The organism is Sphingobacterium daejeonense (assembly GCF_901472535.1).
In the GTDB taxonomy this organism is placed as follows: domain Bacteria; phylum Bacteroidota; class Bacteroidia; order Sphingobacteriales; family Sphingobacteriaceae; genus Sphingobacterium; species Sphingobacterium daejeonense.
The window spans coordinates 1,459,282-1,474,711 of sequence record NZ_LR590470.1 but is presented as its reverse complement, the minus strand read 5'-3'; the positions used below and the strand labels follow the sequence as shown (position 1 = coordinate 1,474,711).

Genomic DNA, 15,430 nt, shown 5'->3' with positions numbered 1-15,430 from the left:
ATAAAGTCCAAAAATTCCGATATGGAGACCGTTTGCTCTCCACTTTCTTAAAGTTCATTTAATTTTTTAATATTTCTGTCTCTACTTTCATTTCTTGCTTTTTTGAAAAAAAAGATTAGTAAAAGCAAAGATATGTAAAACAGTTAAACCCGTTATTATATAACCCTTTATAAAAGCGTAATCTTTTTTTTGGAAATCGTTTTCCGATAGATTTTGGGCTTAAAATGCAAAGTTATATTCCTAAATCTTTACCAATTCAATCAAGCAACTAATGAAGACTTACTTTTATATTTCAGTTTTTTGCACTCCTTTTTATGTTCCCTTGCAACTCAATGTAATTTAATTTTAAACATTAAACATTGTGGTTATGGAACAGACAAAAAGGTCAAGGTTTAAATTGCTTTTTTACCTGAAAAAGAACAAACCAAAAAAGAAAGGTAATGCTCCGATAATGCCACGTATTACCATGGATGGAAATCCTAAAACTTTCGGAACAAAGTTAGAAATTAATGCAGATATTTGGGATTTAAAGATCGGCAGAGATTTAGGAAAAAAGTGCCGAAGCAACAAGAGTAAATAAAAAATTAGACAACATACGCGGTCGAATAGATAAGGTTCAAACTAAATTAAATAAGATAGATAGGAAAGAATACACTTTATATATTTTGTATTTTTACAAAAACCTAGTTATACCAATGGAAAATATAATTATTGAATCCATAAATGATTATTTGAATGTTATAGAAAATCATTCAAACTATATGTCAGGAAACCTTAAATGGTATAGAGCAGAAAATGAGCTGTTTATAAAAACTCAATTAATACCAGGATTATTTAGAGAATACATATTAGGACCGAGTACTGTTCAAGAATTTTATATTAAAGAATCCAGCACTCGGGGAAGTTTTAAAATAGAAGCATACCCTTATATGACCAATTCTATGCTGCTTGAAAACAATTTAACAACGAATTTTATTATGCAACATTATGGTGCTCAAACTAGGTTATTAGATTGGTCGGACAATGCACTCATTGCCTTGTTTTTTGCTGTTGAAAATATTAAATGCAAGTATGATGGAATAATATGGAACTTAGATCCACTCATACTTAATGCCTCCACCACCAAATACTCAAAAAGAATTGATAACGATGAGTTAAAAATTTACACATCTCTTAATCCTTCTGAAGAAATAGAAAATTATTTTAATATAGATTACTTAAGTGTAAAGTCTGATAATACAAAATACCCTATAGCTATAAAGCCTCATTATTTAGATACCAGAATGAAAAATCAAGGATCTTGTTTTACTTTACATGGACATGATCGAAATGGGTTATTAAACCATCCTTTTGTGGATAAATTTTTATCAAAAATTGTAATTCCCCATAAACATTTCAGAAAAATTAAAAGAGATCTATTTCAATTAGGTGTATCATACGATACAGTTTATCCAGGGTTAGAAGGAATATCTAAAAAGGTTGTGTATTCTTATGATGAATATTTTATTTAACAAACTCGTTGTGCATTATGAATAAAAATGTTCCCTAAGTCATGTTGAGTCGGTCGAAGCATCATTTGCAAACAATTTGCGCCCCTTCGCCCCAAGAAAGCTGTGATTGCAATGGTATTGATCCCATATAGGGTTTCACTTCAGGTTAGGATTCAAAACAGCCTTTTCCAACGGAATAGGGTTTAGCCACTGGCCATTATAAACCAAAAGTAAGGAAACAAATTTCCAATCACAAATTTCATTCTATAAATTGCCCATCTTTCACAGGGTCATCATAACAATTCGCAAAGAAGATGCTAATTCATATATTTTAAGTCAAACCCGTATAAATACGGCACTCTTTTTGTTACTAATTATCTGACTTCCATTTCTATCTATCCGAACCCGATCTGGAAATGGTGTCATCTCATTTATACCGGACCGGCCGAACACCGTTTTACAAAGTAGGCATTAAATTTTTTAAAACCATGGCAAAGAAATTATCAGAATTGCTTGCAGAATTATCCCAAAAAGCAAAACAACTGGAGGACAAAATTGCCCAAGCCGACACCGACACCCATGAACAGTTACAAGAATGGGAAGAAGGTGCTAAAACCAGACTAAAAGAAGAAAGAGAAGCCTTCGAAGAAAAAACGAAAACTTTAAAAAGTGACACAAAAGCACATTGGGAGTCTGTAAAAACTGCTTTCGAAAAAGGAGTAGGCAACCTTAAACAGGAATTTAAGGAAGCACAGTACGATTTAAAAGCTGCTAAAGCCGACTTCAAGGCTGAATGGGCTGAAGAAGATGCCGAAACAAGTGTTTATTTTGCATTGAGTGCTTTGGCCGACGCCGAACAGGATATCATCAAAGCGATCAAGGCGCGTAAGGAGGCAAACAAGTATTAATCAATCCTTGGTGGAGAAGCCGAAAACCACGGTTAGAGTAGGCAATATTTTCATCTAAAACAAAACATCATGGCAAACCTTTTAAAATCTTTTACCAATTCTATTAAACATTGGTATCTACCATTGATCCTCGGGGTCATCTTTATTTTATGTGGTATTTACGTGTATACCACTCCTCTGGAGACGTACTTGGCATTGTCTCTAGTATTCAGCATATCCTTCATTATTTCTGGATTATCGGATATTTTCTTTTCGATCCAGAATTCCAAGGTAGTAAACGGATGGGGGTGGTATCTCGTCAGTGGTATCTTCTCGTTGGTGATGGGTATTTATCTGGTGAGCTATCCGCAAATATCCATGGTTATACTTCCTTTTGTAGCTGGATTTACGCTGCTTTTTCGATCCTTCCAATTGTTGGGCTTTTCATTGGATTTAAAGGATACGGGTATCATCAGTTGGGGTAATTTAGCGATCCTGAGCGTATTAGGCATCCTTTTATCCTTTATGTTGTTGGCAAATCCGATCTTCTCCGGTCTTTCCTTAGTTGTACTGACAGCGTCTTCTTTTATCTTCGTAGGCATTGCCTCCGTTGTGCTGGCTTTTGACCTGAAGAAAATCCAAAACTACCCCACAAAATAGGAAATGAGCTAAAAGATAAAATCAAGAGCATACAACAAGAAATTGACCATTCCATAAAATAAAATAAGGTTGTCACCCGTTGTGCATTATGATTTCGGGATAAAAAAAGGTTGAAAAAAGTTGTTCATTACACTGATAATCAGTAAATTGTTTTAACGACAAAACGATTTAGAATGAACAACTTAAGAGCAAATTACGAAAGAATATTGGAAGTTTTAAGGAAAATATCGACAGACAGGCAATTATCCATGCAGCGCAGGCGTCCAGCGATGAGTGACCTTGAGGTCATCAGTCTGAGTCTGACAGCAGAGTACATGGGTATTGACAGCGAGAACGATCTTTTCCGAAAGCTCCCGAGCTGTTTAGGCAATAAGATCGACCGCACGGTGTACAATAGGAGAAAGCGCAGGTTGATGCCCTATCAGGGATGCGATCCGTATGAAGCTTGCCGAATCGTTCAATGAGTCGGAAGATGTATTTATTGTGGACAGCATGCCTTTGGAAATCTGCAAAATTGCCCGCAGTTCGCGGTCAAAAATATGTAAAGAGGAACTCTATAGCATGCCGGCCAAAAGGTACTGTGCCTCGCAAAAGATGTACTATTATGGCTATAAACTCCACGCTGTATGCTCCTTAAAAGGTGTCTTTCAGTCGGTTGACCTTACCGCGGCAAATGTGCATGACATTCATTACCTGGGTGATCTGGGTAATCAGCTCTCCAACTGCACCCTGCTGGGGAGACAAAGGATATCTGTCAGCGGAGATACAGCCTGAATCTTTTCGAGTACTCCAACATCAGGCTGGATACGCCCAAGAGAAACAATCAAAAGAGCTACAAACCTCAATTCAGCTTGTTCAGAAAATCGAGGAAAAGGATCGAGACATTATTCTCGCAGATGTGCGACCAATTTATGGTTAGACGCAATTACGCCAAATCTTTTGACGGTTTTAGGACCAGAATTCTCACAAAGATTACGGCAATGACAGTCATTCAATACATCAACAAAAATATATTCAACAGGAATATCAATAATTTAAAAATCAGCATTCTTTAAAATGCACAACGGGTTTTAACAAATAAAAATCAAGTCACTACCTGTTAAGGAAGAGGCTTACGAGTTTAAAATGATTCAATAATTAAATAAAGTCCAAATTAACAGTTCGATCTTGTGTATATTCTATAAAATCCGTAACATCATTATCTTGCATTCCTGTTATTCTTTCAAAAACTTCTTCAGAAACTCCTGTACAGCAAGTTTTTTACCTGATCCTAAAGTGATAAGTGTGTAATTATCCGCAGATTCGATAGATTGAATAGATTCTACAACATAAAAATTAGATCTAGCAGCTGTTGCAACCGGCTTAATTGAAAAATATTTAGCCATAAAAAATTGATTTAGTTTTAACTAAGATAGTAAAATAAACAATCTGTTAAGTGGAAATTGTAAAACAATAGTCCCCTCCGGATAAAATGGATGATTAGTTTAAAATATCATATATCTCTTGGTCATAAAAAGATATTGTTATTATTTCAGATATGGGCATAACTACATCCGAATTAAAATCTTCGAAGTTACTTCCTTTACCATCTTGGATAAGGAGAGAATAAGCTTCAATATATTGCGAAGTAAATTTTAGCCTTTTTTCTTTGTCCCGATAACCGCTGAATACTGGAATAATCCTTAAGTAATTTGATTGAGAAGGGATTGGTATTTCTTTAACCCATCCAATGTAAAATTTGTCATTTTTTAATGATAAAAGTATAAGTTTTTCTTCTTTAATTGCCTTTGAAACTATTAATTCAAACTCATTGCCAATCGCTTTAATTGCACCATGAATTTCTTGTTCTCGATTTAGCAAGAAGTTACTTACATAAGTTATTAGTACCACTAAAGAAAACTTACACCAACCATTCCAGAAAGTGGTGTGGTTTTTAATGGATTTAACTCTTTAAAAGAATCTTTAAAGATATTTGTAAAGAACTGATCATATACAAATGATTTTAACAGAAATGCACCCAACAATATAAATACGGCCACAGATAACTGTCTCAAAAAACAAAGAGTTCCTATCTAACCTTTGCGTTCGAAACTTAAATCTATATGATCTAGTGAGGATATAATAGCCTGCTGCTAAAGGAAGGACGAGTAAGTTTAATATCATTGCGCTCCGGCGAGCTTGTTATTTTCTTCTTCAATTTTTTTGAAAATCTTAGAATTTTTTAACTTTTCAATTGTTTCTTTAATTTTCGTTTGTTTAAAAAAATCAGAATTTTAATATATAGACGGCCTTCTTTTGTTGCTACAACAAAATTTTCTTTTTTATCTGTTTTGCTCATAGAAGTTTTATTATACATTTATTATTAGTATTATTTAAACTAAATATCACACAATACGTTTAATCTAACTGCGTAAAACTCATGTCAAAATAATTTTGGATAATGACATTTATTTTGTAAATACATTCACATCCTAACCAAACATAGTAATATATTTATAACCATACAAATGACAACATAGTATTAACTTACTATAACGTTTGTACACTTTTAATCACAGAATGAACACTTTTACACTAGCTTTCCAGATTTCCACATTTAAACATTGTTAGTGTTGTTAACATTAATACATAATGGTAATATATGTTTTGGGTCTAGAATCTTTTATAGCGGCTTATTTTACGCCGTTTAGTTTGTCACAATTTTAAAATAATTGCATAAGAATACAATTCTTTTCTGCTTTTTGTAACATTTAGAGACAAAACCTCTATATTCTTGGCATGCAAAATGATGTCAGAAAAACAAAAAATCCCTACTCCAGGGAGGTGCAGGGACCTTAACAAGTCAAACCTTAAAAAGCGATTTTTGATCTGGTTATACAATTTAATACCCAAAGATTGAATTGGATAATCAGGTTTTGAATAAAGACAAAAAATGATGATTTCCATTTATTCATCATTCGCTTGAAATTGAAATCAGCTGCAGCTTAGCATAATATTGATATTGTCGCCAACAACTCCTTTGTAAAAGTTTCTTCCCAACCGATGGTCGGTTTTTAAATGTCCAATTACAGACTCTATTGCTGCTCTTTTTCGATGTGCTTTTTTGAGCTTTTTCTGTTGGTATTTGTCTGCTTTTTGTCATTGAATGGTTTGGAGATCTGCACTTGGATGGCACCAATCTGGGTATTCCCTGTGGAAACCCAGATTCACACTCACCGTTTTAGGTTCCTTTCCTATCATTCTGTTAAACTTGCTCTAATGCTGTTATTAATCTGTGCCTTCGCCGATTACCTAATTCCATTAGAATAAAATTAGAATCTATATCCACCGAGGCAATATTTACAGATAGATCTTTTCTTAGTGCTTCGCCAATGCTGTTTTTAAGTTGTTTATGTATTAACCCTCCCTCGCAAATGCCTGCCTTTTATAGGCATCCGATAAATCATCATTGAAACCAGCATACTTAAGAATGCAATAGCTAGAATTTGGCAGATGTCTAAAATAAATATTATCCCTAGCGCTGTTTACAACCACTAACTGATGATTACATTCAATACAAGAGTACCTCGATCTATCCTTATTGTAGGTAAGACGTAAATCAAAACCTTCTATTTGAGAATCGATTTCATCTCCAAGACCAATTGTTTTGGATAGCAAAACGTCATAAGCATAAGAAATGGGCTCGTTTCTAGATTTCATAATACATAGCAATGAATTGAGCATGCTGGCAACTGTAAGAAGTTAACTCATAAGGTTAAAAAAGTATTAATCCTTTTTACTATTGGTAATTGTATATCAAATCAAAGTTAGCGTAAAATTTTAACATTAAATATCATTCAATTCTTTAATAGGAGTTCACGAAAACTGGAAATAAATTATTTTGTAAAAGGTTTGAATATAGAAAAGCTATAATTAATGGTTTCGTATTTTTTTTAAGTAGTATTCATAATTAATGAAAATTATGGAATGGTTTTTTACCGGTAAATCGGTAGAATACCATACGCGAAAATAATATGTAATGAAATAACTTTGATCTAAAGTTACGGATTATTGTAACCATCAGCAACAGCTGGATTTTCTTTGACGTATTGGTATTGAAATTAAAAAGTCAAAATGGAAAATTAAAAAACATTAAGAAAACATAACGAGGCTGCTTGTGACGCCGTAGGGGTGAGGATAATAATTACTCACCAAATAATTTTTATTGTGATATGCATTGTTTCTAAGCGATTTACAATTATTGAAATCAGTTAATTGAAAACCCTATTGTACAAAGGCAATACTCACGTAAACTTAAAAAAAGAGTGAGGACAACAGTCGCTCACTAAATTCTTTATAGCAAAACACAACGTCCTAGCGGTATCACGAAGATTCCGTGGATCGAAATAATAAGGATATAGGTTGGCTCATGTAAGTTTTTTGAATCAGCTTATTACAGCAGAGAATATTCAAAGCGTTCCCTGTCAGCTTTAACAAAAAAACACAAAGGAGGACTTTCTCTCTGATTTTGAAGAACTTTGAAAATTAGGATATACATAGCGATTGAATATTGGGCATTTGTTATTTCTGGAAGTACACTCATCCTTGTTTTAAAAGAAGATGTCTGGGATATGCGACCGTATCCGGATGATGATTATTCACAATCACTTATCGAGTCTTTTAGTATATTATAACAAAAGCAAAACAGGATTTGATTGCGATAATAAATATTAAGAGGCTGCTTGTGACGCCGTAGAGTGAGGACAATAGTCACTCACTAAATTCTTTAACGAAATATACAACGTTCTTGACGGTTCCACATAGATTTTGTGGTCCGTCTGTGACAGCAAAAAGAAGTACTTAGGTGGCTCTTTTTAAAATTGAGATTATAGCAAATCCTCTTAATAAGCTTATTTGATAAACAGCATTGAGGTGGCTTGTGACGCCGTAGAGTGAGGACAATAGTCACTCGCTAAATACTATTTATTTGCAAAAGACGGTAGGCTAATGCATTCGTATATATGAAGAGTGGGACTTAATGAAGACTCCGTGATATTACACACTGGGCTGCTTTAAATCCCTTAGCTATACGCAACGGGTTTCTCACGCTCTCAATAACATTACAATATATGCAGTTAAATGGGATTTCACTTGATGAGTAGTAGATATACTCAAATGGGCTCTCTCCGTTTCAGTTGAAAACATTTAAAAGTATAAAAAAATGGAGGTCGGCTTTTGATTAGCGTAAAATAGATTATTCACAACGTTGGGCCGTCCCCTATAAGTATATCCTACCACCTTCAATTATTTCAGCTTATTTCTAAAAACCATCAAAAGTAAAAGAATAATTAAGTATCCACATTAAATGTGGTCAGGCTATCAGTCAATAAAAGCTTAAATGAGAACATATTTCACAACGTCTTGCTGCCAAGTCCATCAAAAATCAATCAATACCGATAACGTCAATGATTTAATCAGCTTTGATATAATTCTATCACAGCATCCCGGTTTCCAAGAAATCCGTTAAGGCCGGCCGGGATCTGTATAGGGAGGGTAGACCAAAACTTTGATCATGAAAAAAACCTTACAAGAGCAACAGACACAGAAATATACGAGCCTATTACGGCAAGGGGACGAAAGAGGGTTGGACTTCTTCTACCATAGGTTATACGGATATCTTTTCGCAAGGGCATTCCGCGCCACAAAAGATGACTGCGCCTCACAAAGCATTGCTCAGGAAGCCTTGTTTCGTTTATGGCTGTTCCGTGCAAAGGTCAATGGCATTGAAGATATACTGACCTTCCTAAAAACTCAGGTAAGATCGGCTATCCGCGATTTCTACACCAAATCAAACAACAGGTTCCACCGAAGCCTGTTGAGGTTGGATGGCATCGAGGATTATCAAGAGTTTTTGCACAGCTATGCCATGGAGGACGAGGTGGCGATGGACGTGATTTATCTGGATGAAATAGATGAAGAAAAAAAGCAACGCTTGGATAAGCTCAGGAACCTCCTGCCAAACCTCAACCAGAAGCAGCAATTGTTCATCGAGCTCTGCTTAAAGTACAGTTTCAACTACGGGCGGATCGCATATTATCTCGGGGGAATATCGGACTATGAGGTCAGCAGGCAAGTGGAAAAAACCATCGATACCCTGCGTGCCATACTTAACAGTTCCCAAAAGATGGAGCTGATGAACGGCCCTGCCAAGATCGTGCTGCAGGGGGAATTTGACGGACAGCAGGCAGAGATCTTTCACATGCGCTATGAACTGCAATTATCCTTCGAACAGATCTCAAAAGAGCTGAACCTCAGCCCAGCAGCTGTCAAAAAGCTCTTTGTACAGGCACATGCCAGAATAAAAACAGGAAAGAAAACAGCATAATAGGAGAAAGATATGGAAAAGGATACCATCATATTAACCAGAAAGATCCAGATCTCCCTGGACTGTGACGACAAGGAGCAGCGATCGGCATATTTCAAGCAACTGTTTGAGTGGCAGGATATGGTCTACCGTGGCGCCAATATTGTGATGACGCACCAATATGTACAGGAACAGATAAAGGAACTGATCTATCTCAGGGAAGATGTCAAGGTAAAACTGGCAGATTTCAAAAAAGATCCCGATGGTATTTTCACCTCTTCGAAAATGAACACGACATACCGGATTCTGTCACGTTATTTTAAGGACAGGTTGCCTTCCCGGATTATTTCGGCCATGAACATGACCTTGAACAAGGCCTACAGTACCGATCGGTCAGCTTATTGGAAAGGAGAAAAGTCATTGAGAAACTACAGGAAAGATATGCCCATCCCATTCGGTGGAGATCAGGTAAAACTGGCCAGTGACGAGAAAGGTCGGGATTTCAAACTGACACTCTTCAAGATTCCATTCCGTACTTACCTGGGAAAGGACCGATCGGATAAAAGGGTACTCTTGCAGAGGGCCCTGGTCGGCCAGATCAAGATATGCACGAGTTCCATTAAAATAGTGAAAGGCAAGATATTCCTGCTATTGGCACTGGAACTCCCCAAGGACAGACATGAACTCAAGGAACATGTCATCGCTGAAGCCTCGCTATCTGTCGAGTACCCGATCACGGTAACCATTGACAGGGACAATTTCCAGATAGGCGACAAAGAGGAATTCCTTTATCGGCGCCTGGCCATACAGGCCGCAAGGCACCGATTGCAAAAAGCTGCGGCCTTCAACAGAGGTGGACATGGAAGGAAGAAGAAGCTACAGAGCCTGGATCGCTTCAAGCAGAAGGAACGTGCCTATGTGGAAAGTCGGCTGCATCTCTATAGCCGGCGCCTGATTGACATCTGTGTAAAGTCACAGGCCGGCACCCTGCTATTGGTCAACCAGTCCTCCAAGGAAGAGGTCGCCAAAGAAGATGGGTTCCTTCTTCGGAATTGGAGTTATTTTGGCCTGATAGAGATGATCCGGTACAAGGCAAACATGGCCGGTATAAACGTAATCCTCGAATGACCGGAACAAAATGGCGTTAAACACGTAGATAATTTATATATACTGAACAGTCCGGCAATCTCGTAAAAACAATCCAGGCACAGCCTGGTCAATAAATGGGGTCCATGATGGGCCTATACCCTATTTTTCATGCAGGACATATTCGGGCCGGTCCTTTTTGCATCTGAAAAAAAACAACAGTACAACTGATATTCCTATCCACAATCCCCCATAGAACGAAAGTCTATGGGGGATTTTCATTTCCATATTCCCCAACTTTGCCCATGTTAATTCACTCGAAGAAAGTGGCCACGACTTCGGACATTTTAAACTTGCAAACATGAGCAAAGCATGATTCAATTTGACCAAAAAGCCCTTAGAGATTGCATCAAGGATGCCGTAAGGGAAGAAATGCAGCTATTCATTTCTGGCTTTCGAAAGGCTGCCGGTAATCCGGAGAGACAGCCGACAGAAAAACTCCTGACCAAAAAGGAAATGGCGGCCGAACTGGACATTTCCCTGGTCAGCCTGACCGATTGGATGAAACAGGGACGTATACCGTACATGCGGATGGGAAAAAGGATCTACTTCAAAAAACAGGAGGTAGTGGCCTCAATGGCCGGCTTCAACCGGACAAGAGGAGATAGATAATGATTCCACTTAAGCAGGAAACAGCCATCGCCCTGGACAGGGCCATGGTCAAGATAACAGATGAATTCTTAGAACCTCCAATCATGATAACCATCGATAATTCGGATTCCGTCATCGGAACCCTTGGGAATTTCAGCGCATCCACGGGAAAGGCAAAGAGCAGGAAGACATTCAACGTGATCTCAATGGTCGCTGCTGCATTGTGCGGAAAACAGGTGCTACAGTACAAGGTAAAGGTTCCCGTAAACCGTCCGTTGGTATTGTACTGCGATACCGAACAGAGCAAGTTCCATTGCCACAGGTTACTTTCAAGGGTTTACAGGCTCATCGATTATCCGCCAACGGAAGTCCATGATAACCTACGGTTCATTTCCTTAAGGGTGTACCCGACCAAGAAACGCATCAACATCATTGAATATGCCCTGTACAAATATACCGATAGGATCAGTCTGCTCATCATAGATGGGATCAGGGATCTTGTGTACGACATCAATAACGCCACCGAAGCAACCGAAATTACGAACAGGCTGATGAAGTGGTCGCAGGAGCTGAATATCCATATCCACACCGTACTGCACCTGAACAAGGGAGATGACAACACACGGGGCCATCTGGGCACAGAACTGAACAATAAGGCGGAATCTATCCTGCAGGTCACCAAAAACGACCTGGAATCAAACTACAGCACCGTAACACCTAAATTCATCAGGGATGTCGAATTTGAACCGTTCACCTTTTTTATTGACGATGGTCTGCCCGTACTGGATGAAAATTTTGACCTAACAGGTCCCAAAGCAAAAAAAGGGTTCAGCTTTCAGGAACTCTCGGAAGAGAACCTCCGAGAGGTATTTCAGGAACTGTTAAACGATTCAGAGATCACCTGCAGTTATGATGATTTTGTCAAGAGACTAAAGGAGGCCTATCTGGCAAAAGGCTTCAATTTTGGGATCAATAAAGCCAAGCAGTTAAAGACCTTTTTGGAGAACAAGCGGATGATCATCAAGAAAGATAGGACCTATCGGTTCAATCCTGCATTTTACTATTAAAAAACAGGTTTAGTTTAGTCTGCCCTATATAGTAATAGACTAAACTAAACCTCTCTATAAATTAAGAACATGACATGTGAAGAATTAAAGCGAATACCGCTCATATCCATATTGGAATATCTTGAGATTCCGTGCGCCAGGATGAACAGCCGTGAAGCATGGTTCAGGAATCCATTCAAGAGCGGGAACGAAAAAACGGCTTCCACAAAAGTGGATATCCAAAGGAACATCTGGTATTCCCATTCGGAAGGTTTGGGAGGGAACAACATCGATTTTTTGTTGAAGTTCCTGGAAACGGACAACCTGTCCAGGGTACTGGACTGGGCTGGTGAAAGAAAAAATATCCTTTCTTTTCACCAGCAGACCGTATGGGACAAAGCGCCAGCTATGCGACTTGATAATGAACCGGCGTACACCATAATTTCAATAAAACCGCTCGGCAACAGAGCGCTGACAGACTACCTGAGCGATGTGCGCAAAATAGATCTTGAAATTGCCGAGGCATACTGTCAGGAAATCTATTACCGTACGGCAAAAGGACAGGGCTTCTTTGCCGTGTGTTTTAGGAATGATGCAGGTGGATACGAACTCCGTTACAGTTATGACAAACGCTCGCTTTTGACAAAGGGTATTACTACGATCGATAACGACAACAAAGATGTTGTACTGTTTGAGAGCTTCATGGACTTGCTGTCCTTTATGACATTAAAAAAGAATGCAGGTAAGGCCTATCTAGATGCCAATTACTGCGTCCTGAATACGACCGCCAATCTGCAAAAAGCATTTCCATTCTTTCAGCGGCATAATGGTATAACGAGTTATCTGGACAATGACGCGAGCGGGAAAAAATCTTACCAGATTTTACTGGGTCAATTTGAGAAAAACGCACACCGTAAAAAATGGAACCAAGCAACTACAGGGACCGGGCAAACGGATCAAGGATGTCAATGACTACCTGATCTTAACCTCCTCACAAGGACAGTCCCAAAATATCCCATCGGGGAGAAAGCTATCGAATAGGTAGGGAGCAAGGTTGTGTTTTGGTGACCCCAAAACCGATAAGCTCCCGATGGTCGCAGCGAAAAAAGAACATCATGACAGACACCAAGAACAAAGGCGGTAGACCCGCACTGGAAAATAAAAAGCGGTTTAGGATCAATGTCCGTTTCGATGAAACGGAACATAAAAAGGTTCTGCATAATGCAGAAACCGCAGGCATGAGCAAATCAGAATGGGTACGTAAAAGTGCGATCCTTCGCAAGATCGTGCCGAGGTTTACACAAGAACAGTTGAAAGCGTTCAGGGCAATCACAGGAGCTTCGAACAACCTCAACCAGTTGACAAAGAAAGCCCACCAAACAGGATTGCTTGACGTGGCAACGGAGTGCCGGAATACGATCAGCCACATCAACCATTGTATCGATAAACTACTGCGCCATGATAGCGAAGATAATTGAGGGGAAATCATTCGGCGGATGTGTGGGGTATGTGCTGAAAAAAGACAGTGAGATCATCCACGCTAACGGACTGCGGACGGATTCGGCTAAGACCATTGCACAGGATTTTAATTTTCAGCGGATGCTGAACCCCAGATTGGGCAATGCAGTCGGGCATATTATTCTCTCATGGAATACCGATGACAAGAACATGCTGAACAATGACATCATGGTGTCATCCGCCAAGCGGTATCTCTCCAAAATGGGGATCAAGGATACACAGTGTCTGATGGTCAGACATCATGACCGCAAACACGATCACATCCACATCATTTACAACCGTGTGAACGATTATGGCAAGACGATCTCCAACAGCAATGGGAGGTACAAGAGCTTTAAAGCCTGTAAGGAACTCAATGCCATGTATGGCTTCAAGCAGTCCGAGGGCAAAGAGAATGTCAACAGGGGACGGCTCAAAGGTAACGACAGGACAAGATACCAGATTTACGATACTGTCAAGGCAGGTATAACGCCACAGCAAAAACTGGGCTGAACTGGAAAACTATATACGGTACAGGGGTGTGGAAATCCAGTTTAAGTACCGGTCGGGAACAGATGAAATACAGGGCGTTTCATTTTCCAAGAACGGACAGGTATTTCAGGGTTCTGCCGTTGACCGTTCGTTGAGCTTCGGACAGATCGACAAGGCATTGAACGGGATCGATAACGTACAGGAACAATTCCACAAGGTGGAAAGCAACGTTTCGACAGGTCACCTGACAGATACCAGTATCGGCGAAACTATCGGAGATATAGCATCCGCTTTATTTTCGATCCCTGAAATTACACCGGAGCAGGAAGACCCCTTTATCAAAAAACGAAAAAAGAAAAAGAACTGGAAATTAAAACGTTAGAAATTATGCAGACAGAATTGGAAAACATCAAACAGCAGGTCGATTCCCTACAGGAGAACACAGACCTCATTACGGAAGATATTGTACGCATCATGCCGACCATTGTATCGTTGCTCTCGGCAAATGAAAAAGCGATGCAGGAATTTCACGATATGCGTGCAAAGGATCAGGAACATCTAACCCAGATAAAAGCCTTTATCAAACAGGAACACGACATCTTATCCAAGATTATCAAAGACTACGGTTCTCTGGAAGATGTAGCCAACAGGAGTTCCGAGACAACAAGCAAACACCTTTCAATATTGACTGAAAAGGAAAATGAAATAGTTGCCAAAGTATCTCAGATACCCGACAGCGTGAAGATAAGGCATCTTTACGGCGTTGACCTGAAATCCACGCCCGTGGTCATTATCATGATATTGTTTTTCGATCATTCTTTCATTGGGATTAGGTATGTTACTGGAAAAGGATCGACAGATCGGTGATAAGACATCGTATGAACTTCGTTACCGGATGATGACTTTGGAAATGCCAGATATTACTGCGCACATCGATTCCGCATACTCTCTAAACTCTGATAAATTCCACGATTTGGTGATTAAAAGAGAAGAGGAAAACAAACTATTATACAGTATAGATAGGAGGCGAGAAGAAATCAAAAAGCTAAAAGAGGTTGAATAACGGGTAGGGGCTTTGCGAAGTGGCGGAAAATCGAAGATGGAAGTTTCGATTTAGACGACACGTAGCAAAAGCCAATTTCTATTTGCTAATTTATGAAAAAAGCCAATAAAATTGGCTTTTGCGGTTTACGAAGCAGAAAGTTTCAATTTAGACTTAACCCCGCCATTTTGCAAACCCCTTGTTACAGGCAAGTGTTTCATTCTAGTCTGCTGCTG

Annotated in this window: 17 protein-coding genes and 2 pseudogenes; 15 read left to right on the top strand and 4 right to left on the bottom strand. The window is 38.9% G+C overall.

Annotation, left to right across the window (positions count from 1 at the left end; genetic code table 11):
• The first annotated feature begins 367 nt into the window (after positions 1-367).
• The 5 genes and pseudogenes from FGL31_RS07030 to FGL31_RS07010 all read left to right on the top strand — a co-directional run bounded on the left by FGL31_RS07030 (position 368) and on the right by FGL31_RS07010 (position 4,092).
• Positions 368-580: an Arm DNA-binding domain-containing protein gene (locus FGL31_RS07030; RefSeq protein ID WP_232046344.1), complete on the top strand. Its 213-nt coding sequence runs from the start codon at positions 368-370 to the stop codon at positions 578-580.
• A 115-nt stretch (positions 581-695) separates the two neighbouring features.
• The gene (locus FGL31_RS07025; RefSeq protein WP_138094702.1) at positions 696-1,511 is read left to right on the top strand and encodes an FRG domain-containing protein; all 816 of its coding nucleotides are present in this window, start codon (positions 696-698) and stop codon (positions 1,509-1,511) included.
• Between the two features lie 467 nt (positions 1,512-1,978).
• Positions 1,979-2,398: a hypothetical protein gene (locus tag FGL31_RS07020; RefSeq protein ID WP_138090264.1), complete on the top strand. Its 420-nt coding sequence runs from the start codon at positions 1,979-1,981 to the stop codon at positions 2,396-2,398.
• A gap of 69 nt (positions 2,399-2,467) precedes the next feature.
• Positions 2,468-3,037 (top strand): HdeD family acid-resistance protein, encoded by a 570-nt coding sequence (locus tag FGL31_RS07015; protein WP_232046343.1) that lies wholly within the window; start codon positions 2,468-2,470, stop codon positions 3,035-3,037.
• 173 nt (positions 3,038-3,210) lie between these two features.
• Positions 3,211-4,092 (top strand): annotated as a pseudogene (locus FGL31_RS07010) (IS982 family transposase).
• A gap of 159 nt (positions 4,093-4,251) precedes the next feature.
• On the opposite strand, the gene FGL31_RS22555 reads toward FGL31_RS07010, so the two are convergent.
• The 4 genes and pseudogenes from FGL31_RS22555 to FGL31_RS07000 form a co-directional block, all read right to left on the bottom strand.
• The gene (locus FGL31_RS22555) at positions 4,252-4,422 is read right to left on the bottom strand and encodes a hypothetical protein (protein ID WP_171017570.1); all 171 of its coding nucleotides are present in this window, start codon (positions 4,420-4,422) and stop codon (positions 4,252-4,254) included.
• Between the two features lie 94 nt (positions 4,423-4,516).
• Positions 4,517-4,927 carry a hypothetical protein gene (locus FGL31_RS07005; protein WP_138090262.1) on the bottom strand — a complete coding sequence of 137 codons (411 nt, stop codon included), beginning with the start codon at positions 4,925-4,927 and terminating at the stop codon, positions 4,517-4,519.
• Between the two features lie 1,061 nt (positions 4,928-5,988).
• Positions 5,989-6,133, bottom strand: a pseudogene (locus tag FGL31_RS24755) (transposase); the annotation flags it as partial.
• Positions 6,134-6,433: 300 nt separating this feature from the next.
• A complete protein-coding gene (locus FGL31_RS07000) occupies positions 6,434-6,736 on the bottom strand; it encodes a DUF7830 domain-containing protein (RefSeq protein ID WP_138090260.1) in 303 nt (100 codons plus the stop codon).
• Positions 6,737-8,588: 1,852 nt separating this feature from the next.
• Between FGL31_RS07000 and FGL31_RS06995 the strand changes: the two genes are divergently transcribed.
• The 10 genes from FGL31_RS06995 (at position 8,589) to FGL31_RS24740 (ending at position 15,215) form a co-directional block, all read left to right on the top strand.
• Entirely contained in the window at positions 8,589-9,401 is an 813-nt protein-coding gene (locus tag FGL31_RS06995; RefSeq protein WP_138090258.1) for a sigma factor-like helix-turn-helix DNA-binding protein, read from the top strand.
• Positions 9,402-9,413: 12 nt separating this feature from the next.
• A complete protein-coding gene (locus FGL31_RS06990; RefSeq protein ID WP_138090256.1) occupies positions 9,414-10,508 on the top strand; it encodes a hypothetical protein in 1,095 nt (364 codons plus the stop codon).
• A gap of 330 nt (positions 10,509-10,838) precedes the next feature.
• The gene (locus FGL31_RS06985; protein WP_138090254.1) at positions 10,839-11,138 is read left to right on the top strand and encodes a helix-turn-helix domain-containing protein; all 300 of its coding nucleotides are present in this window, start codon (positions 10,839-10,841) and stop codon (positions 11,136-11,138) included.
• On the top strand, positions 11,138-12,184 hold the full coding sequence (locus FGL31_RS06980; protein ID WP_138090252.1) for an AAA family ATPase: 1,047 nt from the start codon (positions 11,138-11,140) through the stop codon (positions 12,182-12,184). Before FGL31_RS06985 ends, FGL31_RS06980 begins: the two co-directional genes overlap by 1 nt.
• A 69-nt stretch (positions 12,185-12,253) precedes the next feature.
• Positions 12,254-13,135, top strand: a complete 882-nt coding sequence (locus tag FGL31_RS06975; protein WP_232046342.1) for a DUF8464 domain-containing protein — start codon at positions 12,254-12,256, stop codon at positions 13,133-13,135.
• 92 nt (positions 13,136-13,227) lie between these two features.
• The gene (locus tag FGL31_RS06970) at positions 13,228-13,641 is read left to right on the top strand and encodes a plasmid mobilization protein (RefSeq protein WP_232046341.1); all 414 of its coding nucleotides are present in this window, start codon (positions 13,228-13,230) and stop codon (positions 13,639-13,641) included.
• The gene (locus FGL31_RS24750) at positions 13,622-14,173 is read left to right on the top strand and encodes a relaxase/mobilization nuclease domain-containing protein (RefSeq protein ID WP_232046340.1); all 552 of its coding nucleotides are present in this window, start codon (positions 13,622-13,624) and stop codon (positions 14,171-14,173) included. The genes FGL31_RS06970 and FGL31_RS24750 overlap by 20 nt, the downstream gene beginning before the upstream one ends.
• Before the next feature lie 28 nt (positions 14,174-14,201).
• Positions 14,202-14,534, top strand: a complete 333-nt coding sequence (locus FGL31_RS24745; RefSeq protein ID WP_232046339.1) for a hypothetical protein — start codon at positions 14,202-14,204, stop codon at positions 14,532-14,534.
• A gap of 5 nt (positions 14,535-14,539) precedes the next feature.
• The gene (locus FGL31_RS06960; protein WP_232046338.1) at positions 14,540-15,019 is read left to right on the top strand and encodes a hypothetical protein; all 480 of its coding nucleotides are present in this window, start codon (positions 14,540-14,542) and stop codon (positions 15,017-15,019) included.
• Complete coding sequence (locus FGL31_RS24740; protein WP_232046337.1) at positions 14,988-15,215, top strand: hypothetical protein; 228 nt, start codon at positions 14,988-14,990, stop codon at positions 15,213-15,215. Before FGL31_RS06960 ends, FGL31_RS24740 begins: the two co-directional genes overlap by 32 nt.
• Positions 15,216-15,430 lie beyond the last annotated feature (215 nt).

Coding starts and splice junctions, on each gene's coding strand:
- FGL31_RS07030 (WP_232046344.1), top strand. CDS start 368: ATGGAACAGACAAAAAGGTCAAGGTTTAAATTGCTTTTTTACCTGAAA.
- FGL31_RS07025 (WP_138094702.1), top strand. CDS start 696: ATGGAAAATATAATTATTGAATCCATAAATGATTATTTGAATGTTATA.
- FGL31_RS07020 (WP_138090264.1), top strand. CDS start 1,979: ATGGCAAAGAAATTATCAGAATTGCTTGCAGAATTATCCCAAAAAGCA.
- FGL31_RS07015 (WP_232046343.1), top strand. CDS start 2,468: ATGGCAAACCTTTTAAAATCTTTTACCAATTCTATTAAACATTGGTAT.
- FGL31_RS22555 (WP_171017570.1), bottom strand. CDS start 4,422: ATGGCTAAATATTTTTCAATTAAGCCGGTTGCAACAGCTGCTAGATCT.
- FGL31_RS07000 (WP_138090260.1), bottom strand. CDS start 6,736: ATGAAATCTAGAAACGAGCCCATTTCTTATGCTTATGACGTTTTGCTA.
- FGL31_RS06995 (WP_138090258.1), top strand. CDS start 8,589: ATGAAAAAAACCTTACAAGAGCAACAGACACAGAAATATACGAGCCTA.
- FGL31_RS06990 (WP_138090256.1), top strand. CDS start 9,414: ATGGAAAAGGATACCATCATATTAACCAGAAAGATCCAGATCTCCCTG.
- FGL31_RS06985 (WP_138090254.1), top strand. CDS start 10,839: ATGATTCAATTTGACCAAAAAGCCCTTAGAGATTGCATCAAGGATGCC.
- FGL31_RS06980 (WP_138090252.1), top strand. CDS start 11,138: ATGATTCCACTTAAGCAGGAAACAGCCATCGCCCTGGACAGGGCCATG.
- FGL31_RS06975 (WP_232046342.1), top strand. CDS start 12,254: ATGACATGTGAAGAATTAAAGCGAATACCGCTCATATCCATATTGGAA.
- FGL31_RS24750 (WP_232046340.1), top strand. CDS start 13,622: ATGATAGCGAAGATAATTGAGGGGAAATCATTCGGCGGATGTGTGGGG.
- FGL31_RS06960 (WP_232046338.1), top strand. CDS start 14,540: ATGCAGACAGAATTGGAAAACATCAAACAGCAGGTCGATTCCCTACAG.
- FGL31_RS24740 (WP_232046337.1), top strand. CDS start 14,988: ATGTTACTGGAAAAGGATCGACAGATCGGTGATAAGACATCGTATGAA.